The organism is Mariniplasma anaerobium, from assembly GCF_016865445.1.
GTDB lineage: Bacteria > Bacillota_I > Bacilli_A > Acholeplasmatales > Acholeplasmataceae > Mariniplasma > Mariniplasma anaerobium.
Genome location: NZ_AP024412.1, coordinates 382,984 through 408,217, shown reverse-complemented (window position 1 = coordinate 408,217; position 25,234 = coordinate 382,984). Strand labels below are relative to the sequence as shown.

At 30.2% G+C, this 25,234-nt stretch carries 13 protein-coding genes; all 13 read right to left on the bottom strand.

Annotated elements, in window-relative coordinates; translation table 11 throughout:
* Positions 1–60 precede the first annotated feature (60 nt).
* Positions 61–9,426, bottom strand: a complete 9,366-nt coding sequence (locus MPAN_RS02035) for a hypothetical protein (RefSeq protein ID WP_231756799.1) — start codon at positions 9,424–9,426, stop codon at positions 61–63.
* A gap of 125 nt (positions 9,427–9,551) precedes the next feature.
* Positions 9,552–10,436 carry a cation diffusion facilitator family transporter gene (locus MPAN_RS02030; RefSeq protein WP_176240012.1) on the bottom strand — a complete coding sequence of 295 codons (885 nt, stop codon included), beginning with the start codon at positions 10,434–10,436 and terminating at the stop codon, positions 9,552–9,554.
* Between the two features lie 72 nt (positions 10,437–10,508).
* Positions 10,509–13,478 (bottom strand): DNA polymerase III subunit alpha, encoded by a 2,970-nt coding sequence (locus MPAN_RS02025; protein WP_176240013.1) that lies wholly within the window; start codon positions 13,476–13,478, stop codon positions 10,509–10,511.
* 95 nt (positions 13,479–13,573) lie between these two features.
* Positions 13,574–14,002: a flavodoxin gene (locus tag MPAN_RS02020; protein WP_176240014.1), complete on the bottom strand. Its 429-nt coding sequence runs from the start codon at positions 14,000–14,002 to the stop codon at positions 13,574–13,576.
* 84 nt (positions 14,003–14,086) lie between these two features.
* Positions 14,087–16,150 (bottom strand): hypothetical protein, encoded by a 2,064-nt coding sequence (locus MPAN_RS02015; RefSeq protein WP_176240015.1) that lies wholly within the window; start codon positions 16,148–16,150, stop codon positions 14,087–14,089.
* Positions 16,151–16,213: 63 nt separating this feature from the next.
* Positions 16,214–17,089 (bottom strand): DUF1295 domain-containing protein, encoded by an 876-nt coding sequence (locus MPAN_RS02010; protein WP_176240016.1) that lies wholly within the window; start codon positions 17,087–17,089, stop codon positions 16,214–16,216.
* A 108-nt stretch (positions 17,090–17,197) separates the two neighbouring features.
* Positions 17,198–19,030, bottom strand: a complete 1,833-nt coding sequence (locus tag MPAN_RS02005) for an ABC transporter ATP-binding protein (protein ID WP_176240017.1) — start codon at positions 19,028–19,030, stop codon at positions 17,198–17,200.
* Positions 19,020–20,864, bottom strand: coding sequence for an ABC transporter ATP-binding protein (locus MPAN_RS02000; protein WP_176240018.1), 1,845 nt, complete (start codon positions 20,862–20,864; stop codon positions 19,020–19,022). Before MPAN_RS02000 ends, MPAN_RS02005 begins: the two co-directional genes overlap by 11 nt.
* 111 nt (positions 20,865–20,975) lie before the next feature.
* Positions 20,976–22,202, bottom strand: a complete 1,227-nt coding sequence (locus tag MPAN_RS01995; protein WP_176240019.1) for a helix-turn-helix domain-containing protein — start codon at positions 22,200–22,202, stop codon at positions 20,976–20,978.
* Between the two features lie 80 nt (positions 22,203–22,282).
* Complete coding sequence (nth, locus tag MPAN_RS01990) at positions 22,283–22,936, bottom strand: endonuclease III (RefSeq protein WP_176240020.1); 654 nt, start codon at positions 22,934–22,936, stop codon at positions 22,283–22,285.
* A complete protein-coding gene (locus tag MPAN_RS01985; RefSeq protein WP_176240021.1) occupies positions 22,933–23,547 on the bottom strand; it encodes a DnaD domain-containing protein in 615 nt (204 codons plus the stop codon). Before MPAN_RS01985 ends, nth begins: the two co-directional genes overlap by 4 nt.
* Complete coding sequence (rnc, locus tag MPAN_RS01980; RefSeq protein WP_176240022.1) at positions 23,525–24,199, bottom strand: ribonuclease III; 675 nt, start codon at positions 24,197–24,199, stop codon at positions 23,525–23,527. Before rnc ends, MPAN_RS01985 begins: the two co-directional genes overlap by 23 nt.
* Positions 24,196–25,203 (bottom strand): phosphate acyltransferase PlsX, encoded by a 1,008-nt coding sequence (gene plsX / locus MPAN_RS01975; protein WP_176240023.1) that lies wholly within the window; start codon positions 25,201–25,203, stop codon positions 24,196–24,198. The genes rnc and plsX overlap by 4 nt, the downstream gene beginning before the upstream one ends.
* Between the last annotated feature and the right edge of the window lie 31 nt (positions 25,204–25,234).

Here is a 25,234-nt window from a genome sequence, read left to right as displayed (position 1 = left end):
ACTAAGAAAAAATCCCAACTACACTGTAGCTGGGATTTTTATTTATTTAATTATTGAATCTTATAATGCTGCTAATGCTGTTGCTAATGAGGCTCTTTCAAGTCTTACTCTAGTAATGCCAGACATTACATAAGGATCATCTGATGCTTCTACACTTAGTGGATCTAAATCAGGATATAAGTTGTTTCCTGGATCTACTAGATTACTCATAAAGTAATATACAATCAAGTTTGGTCCACTTGTTGAAGTCTCAGTTATATCTTCGATATTTTGTGCTGATAATCCAGCTCCACCATTGAGATTAGAAATATCTGCTGTTGTAATACCTGCAAAACTACTAACATCTGTAACTTCCAATATATCCATAGTTTCAATCAAGTGATTTATTTCAGCTGCTTTAATATCTTCAGGTCTACCCGCTATGTATGAACCAGCTGGCACTGTAATAGCTGTGCTAACTGCATCTGATAATAATCTGTGAACAATATATGAATCATAGATATCTAATACAGGATCAACTCCAAGACCTAAGTAATTTAATTCTTGAATTTGTGTTGTAGTTGGATTACTAAATGAGAATCCTGCAGTTAAATTACTAATACCCATAACTGTCATTGCTTCTATAAGTGCTGATATTTCATCAACTTTAATATCTTCTTGTGCTACTGTCATATATGCGTCATCTGGTACATCAAGTGAACTATCTACAGAATCAGAAATCAATCTGTGAACAATTAATGATTGATATAAGTCAGTTACTGGATCAACTGCTAGACCTAAATAATGTAGTTCTTGTAATTGATCTTTTGATGGATTACTAAATGATAATGATGCGCCTAAACTTACAATACCCATTTCTTCCATTGATGCGATTAATGCTGATATTTCATCTGCTAATAAATCTTCATTTGCAACTGTCATAAAGACACCATCTGGAGCACTTGCTGGATTACCAGCATATAGAGAATCTACGACTGCATCACTTACTAATCTATGGATAATTAATGACTCATAAACATCTGTTCCTGGATCAGTTCCTAATCCTAGATAATGAATTTCTTTTAATGTTGCTACTGATAAGCCATTGACATCGATTGGATCACTTAGTTTAGTTAATCCCATAGTATCTAATGCTTCAATAAGTGCTGATATTTCAACTGCTTTTACATCTTCTTGAGCTAATGTCATATAAGCGTCATCAGGAACAGTTACTGTTGCAATCACTGAATCACTGATAAGTCTATGTATAATTAATGATTCATATCTTTCATCAACTGGGTCAGTTCCTAATCCTAGATAATGAATATTTGTTAATTGTGATAATAGTAAATTATCAACATCGATTGGATCACTTAGTTTAGTTAATCCCATTACACCTAATGCTTCAATTAATGCAGAGATTTCATCTGCTAATAAATCTTCATTTGCAACTGTCATAAAGACACCACTTGGTGCATTTAGAGGATCGTTTGCATATAATGAATTAACAACTGCATCACTAATCAATCTATGAATGATTAAGGATTCATAAGTATCAGTTCCTGGATCAGTTCCTAAACCTAAGTAATGTATTTCTTGTAATTGTGCTATTGCTAAGTTATCTACATCGATTGGATCACTTAGTTTAGTTAATCCCATTTCTTCTAATGCTTCGATTAATGCAGATATTTCCATAGCCTTAACATCTTCTTGTGCCAGTGTCATATAAGCGTCATCTGGTACGGTTACAGTTCCAATGACTGAATCACTAATAAGTCTATGTATAATTAATGACTCATAAACATCTAATACAGGGTCAGTTCCTAAACCTAAATAATGAATATTTCTTAATTGATCAATAGTTAAGTCATCAACAAGAATTGGATCACTTAATTTAGTTAATCCCATTTCAGTTAATGATTGGATAAGTGCACTAATTTCAACTGCTAATAAATCTTCATTTGCTGGAGTCATAAAGACGCCTGTTGGAGCAAGTAATGGATCACCTGTATAAAGTGTATCAACTACTGCATCACTAATAAGTCTGTGGATAATTAGTGATTCATAAGCGTCACCATCAGGATCAGTACCTAAACCTAAATAATGGATTTCTTGTAGTTGATCAATAGTTAAGTCATCAACAAGAATTGGATCACTTAATTTAGTTAATCCCATTTCAGTTAATGATTGGATAAGTGCACTGATTTCAACTGCTAATAAATCTTCATTTGCAACTGTCATGAACACACCATCAGGAGCAAGTAATGGATCACCTGTATAAAGTGCGTCTACTACTGCATCACTAATAAGTCTGTGGATAATTAGTGATTCATAAGCGTCACCATCAGGATCAGTACCTAAACCTAAATAATGGATTTCTTGTAGTTGATCAATAGTTAAGTCATCTACAAGGATTGGATCACTTAATTTAGTTAATCCCATTTCAGTTAATGATACGATAAGTGCACTAATTTCAACTGCTAATAAATCTTCATTTGCGACTGTCATGAACACACCATCAGGAGCAAGTAGAGGATCACCTGTGTAAAGAGCATCTACTACTGCATCACTAATAAGTCTATGAATAATTAAAGATTCATAAACATCAGTTCCTGGATTGATTCCAAGTCCTAGATAATGTATTTCTTGTAGTTGATCAATAGTTAAGTCATCTACAAGAATTGGATCGCTTAGTTTAGCTAATCCCATTTCTGTTAATGATTGGATAAGTGCACTGATTTCAACTGCTAATAAATCTTCATTTGCAACTGTCATGAACACACCATCAGGAGCAAGTAGAGGATCACCTGTATAAAGTGCGTCTACTACTGCATCACTAATAAGTCTGTGGATAATTAATGATTCATAAGCGTCACCATCAGGATCAGTTCCTAAACCTAGATAATGTATTTCTTCTAGTTGAGTTGGCGTTAAGTCATCAACGAGAATTGGATCACTTAGCTTATTTAATCCCATCTCTGTTAATGATTGGATAAGTGCGCTAACTTCATCTGGTAATAAATCTTCGTTTGAAATAGTCATAAAGACACCATCAGGAGCCAATAATGGATCACCTGTATAAAGTGCATCTACTACCGCATCACTTATGAGTCTATGAATAATCAATGATTCATAAGTATCAAGAACTGGATCAGTTCCTAATCCTAAATAATGTATTTCTGTTAATTGTGCAGGTGTTAAATCATCAACGAGAATTGGATCACTTAGCTTATTTAATCCCATCTCTGTTAATGATTGGATAAGTGCGCTAACTTCATCTGGTAATAAATCTTCATTTGAAATAGTCATGAATACTCCATCAGGAGCAAGTAGAGGATCACCTGTATAAAGTGCGTCTACTACTGCATCACTAATAAGTCTGTGGATAATTAATGATTCATAAGCGTCACCATCAGGATCAGTTCCTAAACCTAGATAATGTATTTCTTCTAGTTGAGTTGGCGTTAAGTCATCAACGAGAATTGGATCACTTAGCTTATTTAATCCCATCTCTGTTAATGATTGGATAAGTGCGCTAACTTCATCTGGTAATAAATCTTCGTTTGAAATAGTCATAAAGACACCATCAGGAGCCAATAATGGATCACCTGTATAAAGTGCATCTACTACCGCATCACTTATGAGTCTATGTATAATTAATGATTCATAAGTATCAAGAACTGGATCAGTTCCTAAACCAAGATAATGTATTTCTGTTAATTGTGCTGGTGTTAAATCATCAACAACGATTGGATCACCTAAAGTTAATAATCCCATTTCAGTTAATGATTCAATCAATGCGTCAACTTCTGTAGATAATAAATCTTCGTTTGCTACAGTCATAAACACACCATCAGGAGCAAGTAGAGGATCACCTGCATATAATTGATCAACGATTGCATCACTAATCAATCTATGGATTGTAAGTGAATCATATTGTTCGTCTACTGGATCAGTTCCAAATCCTAAATAATTAATATCTTTTAATTCTACTATTGTCAAAGCATTAACATTGATAGGATCTGCAAGTGTTGCAATACCCATGACCTTAAGTGCTTCAATTAAAGCACTTACTTCGTCTTTATTCATATCAAGTAAATCAACAGTCATATAAGCAGCATCTGGAACAGCTACATTATCATCTACAGCATCACTTATAAGTCTATGAATAATTCTTGATTCATAAACATCACCACTTGGATCAATACCTAGACCTAACCAATGTGTTTCTTCTAGTTGTAATACACTTACTGAAGAGACATCAATCGGATCAGTTAAGTTACTAATTCCTAACACGATCATCGCTTCTACTAATGCTTCCATTTCATCAACTTTAATATCACTACCAATAGCTAATGGATCATAATTGTCATCAATAACGTCTTGAGCAAGTGATTCATCAGTTTGTAGACCTTGATCAATGATACCTTCAGAAATTAAACGATAAACGATAAGTGATTCTAAATCAAGTAATAGTCCAACATTTGTTGGAGTATATTTAGATTGATCTATAGCACTAGCGTTATTAATATCAATATCAAGTATATCTAAAGCTTCGATAAGATCTGCTAATTCGCTACGTTGAATATCTAATTTTTGTCCAAGTCCATCATCCTCACTCAAAGGATCATAAGCAAGTGAATGAATTGAAATTCCACTGTCTATGATTGCTTCTGAGGTTATTCTATCTACAATTCTTGAATCAACATCATGAATGTCTTGTAACATATCTGTTGTAATTGTATCTGTATCAATTGGCATTAATGTGCTTAATGTTTGTTGATCATCTCCACCTGCTAAGACTAATAAGGTTTCAATCATTTTATATAATTCATCTCTACTAATTCTTGTGCCTAGAAGATTATAAGCAGTTATAGGAATAGTTGTTAAATTATCTTCTATAGCATCACTGACCAATTGATCAATAATATTTGATTCTAAGTCTAACATATCTTCTAAATCTGCAATGGTGACATTATCTACATTAATACTTGCTGGATCACTTTCACCTAAAATACTAAATGCAGAAAGTAAATCTTTAATTTCTGTCTTTTTAATCATGCCATCATAATTACCAGCTGCTTCTAATGCATCAGATGGAACTATTAAACTTGCTTCTGATTTTAACATGAGATCTAGCGTTACATATAGGTAACTAGATGCTAGTAATTGATCTTGTTCTGGTTCAGTTAAACTTGTTATGTCGTCTAAGTTAATGTCAACATTATCAAAGTTACTTAAGCCAACAAGTTTTAATCCATAGAACAGATCATATATTTCTTGTTTAATCATTCTATCTCTTGTGCCAACAGTTACTAAACTATTATTTGGCATTACAAAATCAGCATAAACAAATCTTGAATTAGCAATTAACTCTATCACTTGTTCACTTAATAAAAGTTGTGAAACTTTATCTTGAATAAATTTACTTTCAATAAATCTTGCAAAATCATCATCGCCAGATACAGGATCAATATTTGCATCAAGCATATCCATGATTGTTTGAACTGAAATATCTGCAGAACCATCTAAACCAAGCATATCAAATGAAACCATAAGTTGTCTTAGTTCATATCTTGTCATTAAATCTTCTTCAACACCTGTTACGCCAAGTGCATCTTCTGGTGTAGCCATATCAAGAGTGATTGGATCATCTCCAAATGCGCCTGATAACATATCACCAACATAATCACCAAATGCAGGATCTTCAAATAATCTTGCAATAATAGTGTATATGAAATCCGATTCAATAAATGTCGTAAAATCATCACTAGCTAAACTAGGATCAATCATGTCTGTAAATGTATTTAATCCAATTGTGCTAAGGTCACCTAATAGTGATAATGAAGTAATCATTGCTCTAAATTCATCTTTAGGAATTTTGCCTTCTTCAATCGGTTCGTATATGACACTATCATCTGCAAGCATTGCAGCTGATGGCGTCGTATCAAATGATACAACTGAAATGCCTAAACCATCACCTAGAGTTGTACCTACAAAGTCACCAAGTGAATCAAGTTTTAAAATTCTATCTAATAATGTATAAATATAATTTGCTTTAAATACTCTATCAAAATCATCTTCACCGGTTACAACATCAATATTACTTCCAATGAGATTAGTAAATGTCGGAATACCAATTGTGCTAAAACTTGCAGTATCTGTTATACCTAAATATCTTAACGCTAATAAAATATTTGATATTTCACTAGCTTTAATAAGTGAACCATCCATTAATAATGGATCAATTGCTAAAATATCAGATTCAAAAACTACTATAGCCTGTGCACTATTTAATAAATCTACTATAGATGATTGGAAATCTGTATTAAGAAGTGCATCAGATACAATACCATGTATTAAATCAGCACCAATTAAAGTTTCTATACTTTCATCACTTACACCTAATATAGCGTTTAAGTAACCTGTGTTTGCAGCATAATCAAGAACATCACGAATACTACCTAAATTTTGTGTTTGATTAATATCTTCAACTAAAACTGCAATTGAATATATAAGATTAGTTAAAGTGCCTTCTACTAACAGGCCATCTACAACTAAATGGTCAGGTACTTGTAATTGATATCCATAAAGGCTATCTTCTAAAGTTAATCCAAGTGAATCAATAGTTTTAACAATCGAATTTCTTAGAATCATAGAACTATCTAAACTACCAAATGCATCATCGGCTACTGCTAAATCACTAAACTGAGTAAACACTTCAATTGCTAAACTCGTTGGATCATTTTTAGCATCTAATATGCCTTTAAGTGATAATTCAAGATCAGGAGATTGTCCTAATGTAGATGTTAAATCAAAAACAGCTCCTAAAAAAGCGTTGATTTCATCTTCCCATAATTCTGAATCTATATCTGCATTGATTAATGAATCAGGAACACTTAGATATTCACTTGTGCTTCCAGTTTCACTGAATAGTTTTAAGTTATGTGCTATATTTAAGAAAATTAAATTTGAATTCTTTTCTGCATCTGTTGATAAGAAAAGTGCTCTAAAATCATCATCTGCAAATAAATCTGTAAAATCTATATCTTGATAATCAGGATATAGGGCACTATTATCATTAAGATAACTAGCAACTTCATATGCAATATCCATGACAACAGCAATATCATTATTTAATTCTACTGTATCTGGAACATATAAATTAGCTATATCAGTAATTGATGCTATATATGATAATCCTGATTCTCCAGCTCTTGATAAGATTTGTAGATCATATATTGCAGTTCTTAGATCTGAATATTCAAGTTCAGTTAATGTTCCTAATTGTGAAACAAGTTCTAACAAATCATTTGTTTCTAAAGTTGAAATCGCAGCTATTTCACTGGTTGTCGCAAATTTTGTTACTGATTCAAGTATTGATAAAACATTGTTCAATTCTTGTCCAAAATTAAAATCAACCACACCAGTAGCAGGATCACTACTTAAAATATCCATAACAATTTCTTGTACTTCAGGATTGGTAACATATTTATCTACCAATATTGGGCTAGCTAATTCAATGGCTACATTTACAACTTCACTACCTTCAAATATATATTCAACAATTGATCTTAAAGAATCCATATGATCAACAGCAATACTATCGATTAGTTGATAATAATCCACATCATCACCAAAAACAGCACTAACTCCTAATTTAAGTGCTTCTTTATAAATATCTCCAACATTGTTAATTTCAGCATCCCATTCTATAAGTTCTAACTCAGAAATAATTTGATCTGAAAGTGTGTCATCCATTGAATCTTTTAATTGTGTGTAAAATGCATAATCTACACCGATTGGAATAGATTCTATAAATAATTGCACTTCAACTAAATCACTTATGATTGCTCCAATCCATTCAGGATTTTGATTTTGAATTAATGCTTCAGGATCATCAAATGAATTAACTAAAGTTGATAAATTAGAATCTCCAAATTCATCAGAAAATATTGTTTCTAAAATTTGAGCAATTCGATAAATTTCACCATCACTACCACTGAAAAAAGTAGGATCATCTAAAACAAATGCGAATTTATCTTGTAAGTATCCTTCAACTTCACTTGGTTCCATCCATGTGATTTGTTGTTGTACTTCTTCTAATGTTGTTGCATAATCTAATGCTACATTTACTAAAGTTAAAACTTCTAAATCTCCAAATGCTCTTAAAATATTTGCAAATAATACACCTTCTTCAGGAGTTAACTCAGCAAGAAGCTCTGGTTGATCTAGATATGTTTGCCACTGGCCAACAGATGCAAATGTTAATGCAGCATCTGCAATACCAAATATTCTGGAAAATTCTTCATCCCATGATATGTCATAAAATGCATCCAATGCATCTTGTGATGCAGCACGATCACTTAAAATAACACCCTCAAGAAAATCAGGTGCTAAATTTTCAACACCATATCTAACTGCAGCTGGAATCATATAACCAATAAGTTCACTTTGTCCAATATGATTAAAAATTAGTTCTGCGTTATCTATATCTGTTGATGATAAATTATTTATATCATAATTGTCTAAATATCCATTTTGAACTAATATATTTGCTATGCCAACGATATGTTCTAATTCGTTTCCAAAATTGATTGGGGTTTTAATATCTTCAATAACAATTTGAGTTGTAAAAACAGTATCAAAGATATAACGATCCAATGATTTCTCTTGAACTTTTATATCTTTAACAATTGCAGATAACCCGCCATTATTCATTTCTTCTATATTATCTAATATATCTTGAATTTCACTTGGTATAATACTTGCTACTTGAGTACCAGTTGATAATTGTGTTTCTTGACTTTGTATTGCTACATTTACACTATTATTAATTTCAGATGCAAATCCCGCAATAACTAAAAGTGGTACTAAAAATACAAATGCAACTACCAAACCTCTTAAAGATCCAACTAATCCTCCTCCAAGACGACCAAATATATTTTTGTTAAGTCGTTTTTTTGGTGAGAATTTTTTATTTGATTGATTTGTTTCTTCATATTCTAATTTTGCTCTATCATTTTGTTTCTTCAAAAGTATAGGAAGTATAATACGTTTCCAAATAGGTTTGAAAATAGTAAACGTTAATGAAAATTTTATAATAGGATACAAAATAATGAACGCAATAATTCTAATAACTAAATCTATAATCGCAGTAACAACACCAAGAATTTGTGGATCCACTAAATAGGTTATCACATTAACAGGTATAGCTCCGCCAGTTAGACCATTTATAAGATTTATTAATGAATCAAAACTCATTCCATATGAAAATAACAGATTGAGTGATAGTTTCGAAACAATCCAAATAGTAACAACTGTCATGATTAAACTAACAATAGAAAAATAGGTTGATTTTCTTGTTCCTCTTAAAAATCCAATTAAAAAATGTATTAAAACAAAGAATCCGACTATGGCCCATTGAATCGTTAGAAATGATGGCATATGTTCTCCGCCTTTCCGCTCATTATGTTTATACCTATTTTAGCAAAAATTCGATGATAACACAATAAAGTCACCATGAATATGTATATTATATAATATACATGAAAAAAAAATAGGCTTTTGGCCTATTTATGAGGGTTTACATGAACCATGCAATGAATGACTTCTTCAAATTTATGCTCAACATGCTCATGTACATATTCTGCTATTTCATGTGCTTCTTTTAAAGACAAGTTTTCTTTTACGCCTATTTCAACATCAACATATAATTCTGTCATGTGCATTCTTGCTTTCAAATCATCGATTGTCACAACTCCATCTACACTAGAAATATAATCTCTAATATGTTTGAGTTCGCTATTATCAGGTGCTTGATCAACAAGAAATGTTGCTGCTTCTTTTAAAATAGAGATTGACAATCGTAATATAAAGAAACTAATGATTAAAGATCCAATGTAATCAAAAATGATTAAATTATATTGTGCTAAAACAAGCACAATGACTGTTAAGGATGTAGACCAAATATCGAAAAAATGATTTTTATATTCGGCTTTTATTGTTGGATTTTTATAAAGCTTATTTAATTTAAAATAAAAGATGGTTAGTCCAATCTTAACACCTAAACTTAAAATTGAGATATATAACGTGATGATGTCTGGTTTAAGCACAGCACTTTGGTTAATACTATATTCTATGATTGACGCTACGGCTCTATACCCTATAAAAATAGCTGTAAATGAGAAGATGATGCCAATGGTAAAATATGCAAGTCCTTCAAATTTTTGATGCCCATATGGATGATTGTGATCAGGTTTTTTTGTTGCAACTTTTAAAACAAAAAATATCATTAAACTCATAAAAATATCAGAAAATGAGTTGATCCCATCTGATACGAGTGATTGTGCATTACCCCATAATCCAAACCCTATTTTAATAAGAGTTAAAAAAATGTTGGCTATTAATCCGATATAAATTGCTGATAATATTTTTTTTCTACTTTGTTTTGTCATCATATACCTTCTAAATATAGTTTAAATTTAAGTCTAACATTTGTTTTTCATCTTTTGTTCAAGAGTCAAATCTTATCCACTTACTTTTTCTATGGTGAATATTTTATCAACAACATATGTTTTTTTCTCTTTGAATACATTTTCTTTAATATCAAACATCTTAATTTGTTCATCAAGTAATGATTCATAATCTAAATAAGTTTGTGTAAACAGGGTTGCTTCTATTTGATGTTGTCCATCATCTATAGTAATAAAAACCATTGGTTTGCCTTGTTTAGTTTTAATTATTTTTTTATGCGTAATAAATCCAAGAAAACGAATTTGTTTTTGGGTATTTAAATCTTCTATTGTTTGTAGCTTATGCTCTTTAATATATGCTTGATACATTTGCAAAGGATGATAAACTAGATTAAATCCTATTGCTTCTTTTTCATTTAGAGCTAGATCTCTAAAACCATACTCTTCATGCTCTTGTAATTTGAAATCAGTAATATACAACTCATATCCTGCATGACTTGCATCTTTATTTTCAATCATTGTATGATGATTTAATTTAAAACTATCTAATGCTCCACTATGAATTAGCATCTCTATGTTTTTATCATTTATCACATTTTTTAATCGCATTTTAAAATCGTGAAAATCTTTAAATGGTGTGTCTGCTCGAGCATCTATAATCTTTTGAACTTGAGCTTTTCCAATACTTTTAATTGACAATAAAGGAAGAATAATTTGATTATCTTTTAATATAAATGTATCCGTAGATTTATTAATATCCGGTGGAAGAACATCAATATGATGTCTTCTTAAATCAGTGATATATTCATAGGTTGTTTTAACATTTCCCATACTATTTGATAATAGAACTGTCATGAATTTTTGAAAATGGTTTGCTTTTAAATATGCCATTTGATATGCGACTAAACTGTATGCAACGCTATGGCTTCTATTGAATCCATAATTAGCAAATTTAACAATCAAATCATAGATCGTTTCAGCGATGTCTTTTGAGTAGTTTTTCGCTGCACATTTTTCAATAAATCTTAGTCTCTCTTTTTCTAGTATTTCTAAGTTTTTCTTAGATATACCTCTTCTCAGTAAATCCGCTTGAGCAAGCGTATATCCAGCAAATTCATTTGCGATTCTCATGATTTGTTCTTGATATATAATAATGCCATAAGTAGGCTTTAAAATATCTGTTAATTGAGGATGAATTATTTCATAAGGTTTACCATTTCTTCTTTCAATATATTCATCTATATGATCCATTGGTCCTGGTCTAAATAAAGCTAGTAATGCGATGATATCTTCGAATGTATTTGGCTTTAATTTTCTTAGTACATTTTTCATACCATTTGATTCTAATTGAAAGACACCTTCACTTCTTGCCTGGCTTAATAAATCATAGGTTTTAGTATCATCTAAAGGTATTTGATTTAATTGAAATTTAGGGTTTTCAAGTTTAATTAATTCTATAACATCATGAATAATTTGTAAGTTTCTAATACCTAAAAAATCTATCTTAAGTAACCCTAAAGATTCTAAATCACTTGCTTCAAATTGTGATTGATAAAATCCATCTTGATTTTCTAATAGAGGAATGTATTGACTTAGATCTTGCTCAGCTAAAATCATACCTGCAGCATGTGTGCCTGTATGTCTAGGTAAGCCTTCTATTTTTTTTGCAACTTCTAATAATCGTACTGTTTCTTGATCCTTAGTATCTACTTGATCATTTAAAACTCTTTTGATAATCGCATTAACTCTTTGAATATCAATTTTCATAACTCTTGCAATATCTCTAATCGATGAGCGAACAGCAAATGTTCCAAATGTGATGATTGATATCATATGATCTTTCCCATATTTTTCTTTAACATATGAGATAACTTCATCTCTTTTATTATCAGGAAAATCTAGATCAATATCTGGCATTGTAATTCTCTCAGGATTTAAAAAACGTTCAAAAAGAAGATCATATTCTATTGGATCAACATCTGTGATCCCTAAACAATATGACACTAAAGATCCTGCAGCTGATCCTCTACCAGGACCTACTAAAATATCATGAGTTTTTGCATATCTCACAAAATCAAAAACAATTAAAAAATAATGATCAAATCCCATATCATGAATAACACTTAATTCATATAACAATCTTTCTTGATAGATATGATGTGTTTTTTGAGTGCCTTCTAATCGCTTTTTTAATCCTTTAATTGCTAAAGATTTTAAATAAGCTTTTGAAGATGTGCCTTTGATTTCATATTTTGGCATATCAAATACAGGTGCAACCCATTTGAAGTTAACTAAATTGACCATCTCATCAAGATTTGTAAAAACTTCCTTGTAATCCGAAAAATGCTTGATTAATGTGTCTTTATCCATAAATTGATAATGTGCATCTTCTGGCATTTGATGAGAGTCATCATCTATTTTTCTTAATGCTTCATATGCAACCTTATCATCTTCTATGAGATAAGATGTTTCATGAATTGGCAGATATTTTAAATTAACTTGTTTTGCTAATTCTTTAAGTTTAGGTGCGACTATAACTTCCATATCAAATGTATCTAAAGATAATCCTAAATAAAAACTTTCAAATTTTTGTTTAAATTCAATCATGATACTCAATGCTTGATCACTTTGTTTATTTAAAATCAATTGATTGATGATTGTATCTTGACCCGATGTTACGAATATTAACCCTTCTTGATACTTAACTAAAGCCTCATAGGTTAACTCATTTTTACTTTTAAGTAAACTGATTTTTAATATATTTTGATATCCTACATTGTTTTTTACAAAAACTAAAAATCCTGTTTGACCCAAAGTATAGTTAACACTTACCTTAAGACCTAAAATAGGTTTTATATGGTGTTTTTCTGCATGTTTAAAAAGATGGAGCATACCGTGAAGTTGCTCATCTGATAGTGCTATAAAATCATAATTTCCTTTTTTTGCATTTTCAATTAATACAGGTAGAGGAATTGTGTTTTTTAGCATAGAATATGAACTTTGTAAATATAATGTTCCATACATAAGAATCACCTACTCATATTATACATGCTTTTAATCATAATTTTTTCTAACTTATAAAAAAAATGCTAAACTTAGCATTTTATTTTATATAATTTTTAATATTTTCCAAAAGCTACTCCAAATTCGAAACATTCATCTTCTTCTTCAGAACTTGGTGTTGAATTGATTTTGAATCCTGATTCATAAAGATTTGCGCCTGTTTCTTTCACACTTTCTTCCCATGCATCCATCCACTCGCCATCGCCCCATCCATATGAACCAAATATCGCAACTTTTTTACCTGTTAATTCACTTTTTACTTCTTCAAAGAATGGTTCAAACTCATCTTCTTCTAATGATTCTACGCCCATAGATGGACATCCAAATACTATTTTATCAAATCCAGAAACTTCACTTGCTTCAACTGCATCAACACTTCTATAAACAACACTTGCTCCTGTAGATTCTAGACCTTCCTTGATCTTTTCCGCCATAATTTCTGTGTTACCTGTTCCACTCCAATATACTAATAATACGTCGGCCATATGTAAAATCTCCTTTATATTTTTAATTGCTTGTGTTACGCTCATATTATAAATCAATTAAAAGTTTAAGTCAAAAGATATAGACTACATTTTCTTATATAGATAATATATTACTGACATTGATGAAATCATCGTTATAATGATCGGTATAAAGTCATTTATTTGGTAACTCTGATCAATTTCTTGTATATAAATCATTCTTGAAAAACTAGTTTTATTACCTCTTTGATCTAGGACTGTATACCATATTTCATAAGACCCTGGATATGACGTATCTAATACAGTAGGTTCATAATATATGTCATATATACCTATGTTATCATCTATAGTAAGACCTTCTAATAAATCAATAGTGTCATACATCGATATATAAAGTGGAAACCCTGATATGTTTGGAGGCGTATAATCATCAACATACACATCAATTTTTTGAGAAAATTCATTTAGCGAGCTATCTATAATCGTATAAATTAATTCATATTGACCTATTGTATCTGTTTTTATAGTTGATTCTATGAATACATCACCAACACTCAAATCATCATAATCATCATAAATATCTATAATATATGAAACTTCATCATTCATAGAACTATCTAAATCTAAATAGATTTTTTGAGTTGATAGAGTTAAGTTAGGGCTTTTTATATCAATAATATGTACCTTTGTGAAAAAAAACGATGTGTTGTTGGATAAATCACTAGCACTAACGATGATATCGTATGCCCCTAGTTTTTGATAATCAACTTGATAATCATCTATTGTGATTTGTGTAAGTTCACCATCATATTCATCAATAGCATTAAAATAGATCGATAGATCTAATTCTTCAAAATTAGTAATAATAATTTCACTGACTTGCGTGATAACTGGAGGTATTTGATCGATAACGCTAGCATCAGTTAGATATATCGTTTTATTTTTACTCTTATCAGTAACTTCTACTCTTATTTGATATCTACCAATTTCATCTATATCAAATGAATAAGTGTATTTAATATCTAAATCATCAAAATCATTATAGTTATCTGTGATAAGAAAATAATCACTCATCATAGGGTCTTGATCAAATACATCAAAAACTAAAGGTGTGATGACTTCAACAACCGGTTTAATATCATCTATGACTTCTATTTCTAAAGTTTGAGATACTGTATTATGTGATTGATCACTACATGTATAATAAATATGATAATCTCCTAATCTCGTTTGATCAATATCATGAGTCATGATCACATCATCAACAGATATTAAATCATAATTATCAGCAATAGAAAGTATATAGGATTTCAACAATTCTTCAGTGATTGTAGAAAAAACAGAAATTGGTGCAGGATTCGTTTTTAAGATGAGATCTGGTGGACTTTGATCAACAATATTTACTAAAAATATTTCATTACTTGAATTTCTTGATAAATCAGTAGCAATCACTGTCATCTCGTATACCCCTAGTTGATCGTAATCCACCTGTTCATCCAAGATTTTTAATCTTATATTTGCATCATAATTATCTTCAACTTTTAAAAAATCTTCTACGATAAAAGCTTGGTTTACATCTAGAGTGATTTCTTTTATTAATTCTATTGTTGGTGCGGTCTTATCAACGATATTAAATAATTTTGTATACATACTTTCGTTATGTGAACTATCTGATATCCGATATATAATTTCATATGCACCAATACTTGTTTCATTGATTGCTGATGTATCGATGCTTAAAGTTAATTGATCATTTTGATCATAATTATCTATATATTCTACATTTTTAGTGAAATCTGGTAAATCATCTAAATAATTAATAGTATAAGTAGGAATATAAGTGATTTCAGGTGCATCAAAATCACATACATTGATTTCTAATATAGTAATATCTTTAAGATCATAATCCTCAAAATAAGCTTCAACATAGAGTGTGTAGGTTTTAACATAACTGGTTTTGATTGTGGATACAAAACTATGGTTTACACCATTAAACTGATAAGATACTCTTGCATCATCTATCAACATACCATCATCATAAATTCTAGCTTCTACAGTTTCTAAATAATCATATATATTACTATCAAGTGGTAGATCTACTTCTGTATTAAACCAACTGACATTTAATAATAATATCGTAAAGTTAAAAAATATATCAAAAAAAGACATCTTATCACCTCTATTTCATCATAGGAGTTTAGATGTCTTTTTACTTTTTTTTATATTTATTAATTATTCAGTTTTTCCCCAAGGGAATATGATTGGAGTTTTTTTAGTATATGCTTCCCAACCATCATACTTAGACATATGTTTTTCTAATAAAGGTGTTGAGACTTTAATTAAAACGGTACTCATCAATAATGGTGATATGATCAAGATTAAATAAAACCAAATACTAACACTAGAATTGATAAGCGTTGCACCTGTTAAATATAGTCCTACCCAAATAAGAATTTCACCAAAATAATTAGGATGACGTGTAATACCCCATAATCCTTTATCCATTAATTTTCTAGTACCTGCTTTAATATGTCTTCTTAATTGTTCATCTCCAACAACTTCAAAGAATAAGCCTGTAAGTGCAATCAGTAACCCTGCAAGTACAACATATTGTGTGTTCTTCGTAAAATCAAATTCATTAAACTTAATCACATAAAAACTTGCTGATCCAACAACGAAATTAATGATTCCTTGAATCATAAAAACTCTGAAGAATGCAATGATAACAACCTTATCTCCCCATTCTTTACGCCATTGAGCATATCTAAAGTCTTCTGGTTTACCCCAGTTTCTCTTAATTAAGCGATAAGATAATCTTGTTCCCCATAGGGTAATAAATGCCACAACAACATATGATAATATAGTTGGATTAGAAGTTGTAAATAATGTTGCCCAAGCTCCAAATACAAACCCAAGTCCCCAACCCATATCAACGATAGAGTTGTCTTTAATGATTTGTGCAACAATGAAGAAAATTGTAAAATATCCTAATACTACTAGAAAGGGTAAAAGTAAACTGCCACTTTGAAATTCAGTAAACCCTTGTGTAGCAAATAAGATTGTAACTGCAAATAAAATTGTATAAATGATAATTCTTTTTAAGTCCATATATACTCACCTCTTTATTATCATTATAACATTGATTAAAATACAAGCTTTATAAAATGCACAAAAAAACGCCTCACTTTTTAATAACAAAAGTTGAGGCATTTTAAATTAAATGTCATCTATATTAAATTTACTTTCGTTTTCTTTGAAAAATTGGTTTTTATATAGATCGAAATATTTCCCTCGTTTTGCGATTAGCTCATCATGTGTGCCTTGTTCTATAATCTTACCCATCTCTAGCATGACAATTAAATCACTATTAACAATGGTTGATAATCTATGTGCGACAATAAAACTAGTTCTACCTTTTAATAATTTTTGAGTTGCTTTTTGAATTACTAATTCAGATTCAGAGTCTATGGATGAGGTTGCTTCATCTAAAATTAAAATTCTAGGATCAGCTAATACTGCTCTTGCAAATGATATAAGCTGTTTTTGTCCAACAGATAGCAAATTGCCACTTTCCCCAACAAAAGAATCATAACCTTTATCGATATGTTGAACAAAATCATCAACGCCAACCATTTTTGCTGCATACTTAACTTCTTCATCTGTTGCATCTAATCGTCCATATCTAATATTTTCTAAAATAGTTGTACTAAATAAATGCGGACTTTGAAGCACATAACCTAATCTCTTATGTAACCAATGGATGGAGCGATCTCTATAATCTTTTTGATCAATGAGAATCTGTCCAGATTTTGGTTCATAAAATCTTGATAATAAATTAATTAATGTTGTTTTACCAGATCCAGTATGACCTACAAGAGCAACACTTTGACCTGCTTTAACTTTTAAGTTGAAGTTTTCTAAAATCATTTCATTTTCTAAATAGTAAAATGTGATATCTTTAAATTCAACATCACCTTTTAAATCTTCCCAGTTTTCTTTTTTGTCCACAAATAATGTGCCATAAATATCTTCTACATCTTTTCTATCGACTAAATCTGATTCAGTCTCAATGAGCCCAACGATTCTTTCAGCTGATGCTTGTGCGTTTTGGAAATCTGATAGAATTCTTGAGATTTGCATAATAGGTTCAAAGAAATTAATTGTATATGCAATAAACATTTGCAAAGTACCAACAGTGATAATTATTTCTAGCACATAAATAGATCCTTGAAACATAGTTGTTCCTACAGCTACATAAGCTAACACCAATATAATTGATGAAAATATTGCAGATGAAATGACTGCTTTAATACTTGCAGTTTTTAATTGATGGGCAACATGGGCAAACTCATCATAATTTTGGTCTTCAATACTTAAAGATTTTGTTGTTTTTGCTCCTAAGAAGCCTTCGTTATATTGCGCAGTTAATTGAGAATTGTATTTTCTTGCTTTTCGATGTTGTTTTAAAATGAGTTTTCTAAAGAAATATGCAATCACAAACATTACTGGAATAATAATTGTAACAATAAGTGCCAATTTGAAAAATGTGATATATAAAATAATTAAAATAAATATCATCGATAAGCCAGCCCATACAAAATCAACTAATCCCCAAGAAATAATTAAGGATAATCGTCTTGCATCTGAAGTCATTCTAGCCATAACCCAACCCTGAGGCGTTTTATCAAAATAGCTAAATGATAATTTTTGTAGATTTTTAAAGGCTTGTCTTCTTAATTCATAACTTGTTTCAGCTTCAATAATACCTGCTTGATATATAAACTCCCAAACAGATATACCAAATCCTAAAGCTACCAAAATATTTAGAGCTACAAAATATGGCCATGTTTCATAATTGCCACCAATAAAGAATACATCAATTGCATATCTATTGATTAAAGGAATCATTGCATCTAAAAATGCAAGTATACTTGAAAAGACAATAAGTAATATAATTCTTTTTTTAGATGAAAAGACAACTCCAATAATCTTTTTCCATGTAGCTAATTGTACTTTATATTCAACATCTATATCATCTTCATGACGCATCAGAATCACCTTCTTTCAGCGTTTCTTTAAAGGCATTTTCTAGTCTTCCTTGAATATCCCATAATTTCTTGTATAATCCTTCTTGTGTACTTAATTCTTCATGAGTTCCAATAGCTTCTATAGATCCTTTTTCTAAAACAATAATTTGATCTGCTTCTTTAGCAGTCGTAATACGATGTGTAATAATAATTGTGGTTTGTTGATAATTTTTAGCTAATAGTGCTTGTCTAATCATAAGATCTGTTTGTGTATCTACTGCACTTAACGCGTCATCAAAAATTAAAATTGGCTTATCATTAACTAAAACACGGGCAATTGCAACTCTTTGTTTTTGACCGCCTGATAGTGTTGTTCCTTTTTCACCAACAACTGTTTCATAACCGTTTTTAAAGGTTCTAATATCATTTTCTAAAGCAGCTATTTCTGCAGCTTTAATAACTCTATCTTTAACTGCATCTTTATGTGCGATTGCGATATTCTCGTATACTGTTTTAGAATATAAGAATGGATCTTGTAAAACAACACCAATTTGACTTCTAATATATTTTTTACTAATCGTGTTTAAAGGTATAGAATCAATTAATATATCTCCACCTTGATACTCGTGAAGTCTCATGAGCATATTGATAATTGTAGATTTTCCACTACCAGTTCTACCAATAATAGCAACTGTTTGGCCAGCTTTTATATCAAAATTGACATTTTTTAATAAACTTTCTTGTGTATCAGGAAATTTAAATGAAACATTTCTAAATTCAATATTTCCTTTAATTTTTGGTTCTTCAGTCCCATCATTATCATACTCGCTTGGTTGTTCTAATATATGATATATTCTATCTGATGCAACTAATGCTTTACCATAGTCATTAATAATTCTACCTAAACCTCTAACAGGCCATATAAGCATACCCACAAGTGCTAGTGATGCAACAACACCCGCAGCATCCATAGTTTGATTTTGGACAGCAAAGACGCCAATTGCGATAATCACTAAATATTGAGTGATACTTACAAAATCCATTGATCCCCAATATACAGCTACGATAGAGTTTGCTTTTCTTAGAGCATTAGCATATTCTCTATTTTTAGTTTCCATTTTTTCAACTTCAAAAGCTTCATTAGCAAATGCTCTTACAACTTTTGAACCTGATAAGTTTTCTTGAACAACTGTCATCATTGAAGATTCAGTTTCTTCTATATTTTGAAAGATTTTATCAATCTTAATAAAATAAATGATAGATGATGTCGCGACTAAAGGGATTAGAGAAAATGAAACCCATACCATTGTTGGGTTTATGAAATAGAGTTGATATGCTCCAAAAAAGAGTGTCACAAACAAATAAATAAGATCCAGCATTCTAGTTGTTAAAAATGTAGTAGTTGTTTCTACATCTGTCGTACATCTTTGAATTAAATCTCCGGTATCTGCATTATTATGAAACTCATAATCTAAATCTTGAATATGACCATATAGTTTAATTCTTAATTTTTCAGCCATTTTCTCAAGCAATGCACCTTTAATCCACATTTCAAAAAATCGTAATGAGAATCTAAAAACTTGTAGTAAAAGTAGTGCAATTGCAATTCTTAATATAATGTTTAAAACTTCGTTATCTTTTTGAAAAAAAGTTAACAAAAAAGAAGGTAGGTTAACTGTTCCTACGCTAATAGTATTATCTGCTATCCCGGGTTGTGCCAATAAAGTCTTTATTAGATATTGTGTGAACAAAGGGACATTAGAATATGTATATTGATGTATTGTTGTTAAGATAACTGCCATGATGAATAATATCAAAAAGCCTTTAGATAACTTAAACAACCTTATTGTGCGCATTAAGGCACCTCCATAATTCTTATTTAGTATATATGAATATGGTGTTTTAGTCAATATTTAAGTCAATTAAACTCTATAAATAAAAAAACCTTAAAAGGTTTTTATTTTTTATTATAATTTTTGATTTAACTGTATATTAAAGAATCTATAAATATATACAGCATCTTTATAATATTGAAAGCCTGATAATATCTTTTCACAATCCTTCATTAAATAGGTTAATACATCATGATCATCAGTATACGTTTTTCTGGTTAAGATATCATTTTTTATATAATTAACGATTTCATGTTGACTTTTTAAATACTTAAATGACAAATGTCTTTTAATAATCTCAAATAAAGGAGTTTTTATATCTGTTTCTTGTTTGAGTGCGATTTTAATTAATTTTACTTCTTCCATCTTATCTAAAATTAGTAAATGAAGAACTCCCCATTCATAAGATAATTGATGATATTTAGTAGCAAGTTTCAAAGCTTGATCATAATTTCCTTTATGATAATGACATGTTGATAAAATAAATGCTTTTTCATGAGCATGCATATTTGATATCCGACTTACGTTTTCTTTTATATCTTCAGGTGTACAACATTTCGCATCATAGACTAATTTTTGAAAGTTTATACTTCTTAGCTGATCAAATAAATGTTTTTTTATTAATTCATTTTCATATTTTTTATATACTCTACATATTATATGATGATTTCTAAGTTTAAACGCATACATTAACTTCCATTTATTTATTAGAAGTTCAATGTGACTTGAATAAGGTTTTTGACTTTCTAAAAGAGCTGTTATTCTCATGCCATCTATATAATTCATATAATGATAAAAAATATAATTTGTTAACAGCATTGATATAATAAATGATTCTTGTGGCATAGATGAAATCATAGATAAAACTTGTTGATAATATTTATATCCAGTCGTAAAATCTTTTCTTAACATATAATAAGCAAATGTTATAATAATCGATTGATAATCAACTCTATTTTCGTAATATGTAACACATGATTCATCTATTTCTCTATCGTGAATTAATCCATCAATAACTTGATCTAAATGTTTTCTATACGATTCTAAATCATAATCAAACGCATCTTCAAGTTCGAATCTATCTTTAAATTTTTCTACAAATTCTTCACTAGCTGATATCGCACTATTTTCAACTTTTGATAAATATGAGATGCTACAAATGTCTTCGCTTGCTTCTTCCAAAGTTAAACCTAATTCTTTTCTTTTGTATTTGATTGCTGATCCAAATGGTTGTCCAATATAGATTTTATCTGCTTGTCTTTTCTTAATTAAATGCATTAATTCTATCATGTTGATAATCATTTTAATCCCCCTTGATAAATTGTATTTTCATAGTAATAAAAACCCTATTTCAAACTCGAAAAAATCTATAAAAAAACAAGTCAGCTTGACTTGCTTTCATGTCTGTATTTGGCTTTATCACGGTATTTACATATATCATATAAAGGACAAGTTTTGCACTTTGGATGTCTTGATAAACAATGATATCTACCAAAGAATATAAATTGGTGATGAGCTTGTTGCCATTTGTCTTTTGGGATTTTTTTCATGAGTTTTTGCTCAACTACTAATACTGAATCATTTTCTTTAGCAAAGCCTAATCTTATGGATACTCTTTGCACATGTGTGTCTACTGCAAGAGCTGGTATATTAAATGCATTGGATAAGACTACATTTGCAGTTTTTCTGCCCACACCTGGTAGAGATTCTAAATCAGTTCGATTACTAGGCACCTGACCATCAAAATTTTCAATAAGTGCTTTTGATAATGCTTTAATGTTTTTTGCTTTATTTCTATATAAGCCAATCGTCTTTATATGTTTTTCTATATCCTTAACATCACCATTCATTAAAGTAATAGGTGTAGGATAGCTTTCAAATAAATGAGGTGTTACTTTATTAACAGCAACGTCTGTTGTTTGTGCACTTAAAACAACTGCAACAAGTAATTCAAAATGATTATGATGAAAAAGTTCAACAGTTGCATCTGGAAACATTTGATCCATTGTTTCTAAAATATAAGCCGCATGTTTCATTTGATACTCTTAAATATTTCATCAAGCGCTTGTTCTACATCTTGATCAATCTCTATTTTTTTAAGTGGTTGTTGAGTTAAAATACGTTCAACATATTTTATACTTACTTTTTCATCTGATTGATCAATGGCTTTTAAGATTTGATCATAAGTGTAGAGTTTTTCTTCAAACCATTTTCTAATATTTTCTAACTCATATGATTTTAAAGGTCTACCCAATCCTTGTTCAAATTTTAAGATTGTTTGCATGACTTCATTTTCAACTTGTTGTTTATTTTTTTCATGTTCTTCTTCTTCATACATTACTTCAATTTTCTCAAAAGTTGGAGTCAAGTCGAATATTTCTCTTTCTTTATTTTCTAATTGTTCTAAACAAATAGTTAAAAATCCTTTATCTAATAAGGATCCTACGATTTGTCCTATTTCATTTGAATTATATTCAACACGTCTAGAAATAGCTAGTGTTGAAAATGTTTTTCTTTTTTTATAAATAGAAAACAATGCAATTAATACTGTAATTTCTTGCATAGTTAAAGAAAGACGTTTATGTTCTTTTAGTAAAATACGTTCAACTGAAAATCCATATTCCTCAAATAATCTCTTTAAAATCATAATTCCCCTTCTTTAATGCATCATGAGCTGCTTTTTGTTCAGCTTCTTTTTTTGATTTGCCTCTTCCAACACCTAAAATGATATGATTGTCTAATTTCACGATAGATTCAAATGTCTTTTCATGTGATGGTCCAGACTCTTTAATGACTTGATAACTAATATTTCTTTTATCTCCAGATTGAATATATTCTTGTAAAGCTGATTTATAGTCTTTAATTCCCCACACAAGATTTAAGTGTGGAACCATGATTTTATTAAATAATCTTTTTGTCGCAGAAAATCCTAAATCTAGATAAGTTGCTCCAAATAAGGCTTCAAAAGCATCTGCAATCATAGAATTATTTGGTCCTTTGATTTTCTCGCCTTTTCCTAATCTTAAGTATTCTTTTAAATTAATTTTTTCTGCAAATATCACGAGAGCTTCTTCACGCACAGCTTGAGCACGCCTTTTTGTAAGTTCTCCTTCATCTGCTAAATCTTTTTGATAAAGATAATCGCTTGTTAACAGTTCAATAACTGCATCTCCAAGAAACTCAAGTTTTTCATTATTTTCTACTTGATTTTCATATGCATAAGATGCATGTGAAAGCGCAGTTTCATAAAGTGATTCATCCTTATATAAAAGATTTAACTTTTTAAGTAAATCCCTCATTTTTCTTCGACTTCCTTTTTCTCTAAAGCCTCAGATACTTTATTGATCACATCAGCTTCAACCATTTCTTTTGCTTGTCTAATACCATTGAAAAACGCAAAATCATTTGATGATCCATGCGCTTTAATCACAACACCATCTAATCCCATTAAAAGCGCGCCACCTATTTCAGAAGCATCTAGAGATCTTTTAAAGTTTTTTAATGACTTTTTCATTAACAATGCACCAATTTTACTTATAAATGATGATTTGATTTCTCTTTTTAATACCATACCTAAACCTTTTGCAGTGCCTTCCATGGCTTTCATTACCATATTGGCAGTAAATCCGTCTGAAAGTAGGACATCAGCTTCTGTTGTAAATATTTCTTTAGGTTCTAAATTTCCATAAAAATTAATTTCAGGATCTGCTTTTAATAATTTAAAGGTTTCAACATCTAATTCTCTACCTTTTCCTTCTTCAGTTCCAATGTTCAGTAATGCAACTGTTGGATTTTCACGTTTAAGTACTGTTTTTGCAACAACTGATGCATAAACAGCAAAATCACGTAAATGTTCAGGTCTTAAATCAACATTAGCTCCTGAATCTAATAAAATACGTCCTCTTTTATCATAAGAAGGGATGATTGGTGCGATTGCTACTCTTTTCATTAAAGGCATTCTTCTAACGATAAAATGACCTCCAACTACTAATGCTTGTGTAGGTCCAGCACTAACAACTGCATCAACTTCTTTGTCTTTTAAAGCCTTTAGTGCCTTAAACATTGACAGTTCTTTATTTGTTCTATATTGTTTAATAGGATCTTTTTCACCCATTTCAAGATAATCAGGTGTATGAACAACTGTTAATCGATCATGTTTCTTTAAAAATGGTCCCATTTTTTCTTGATCACCAAAAATTGTGATTTCAATGTTATCAAATTTTTCAAGGGCTGCTAAAGTTCCTTTTACAATTGGTTCTGGTGCGAAATCTCCACCCATTCCATCTACGGCAATTTTGATCATTAGTATACCTTCTTTCGTATGTTTTATTATA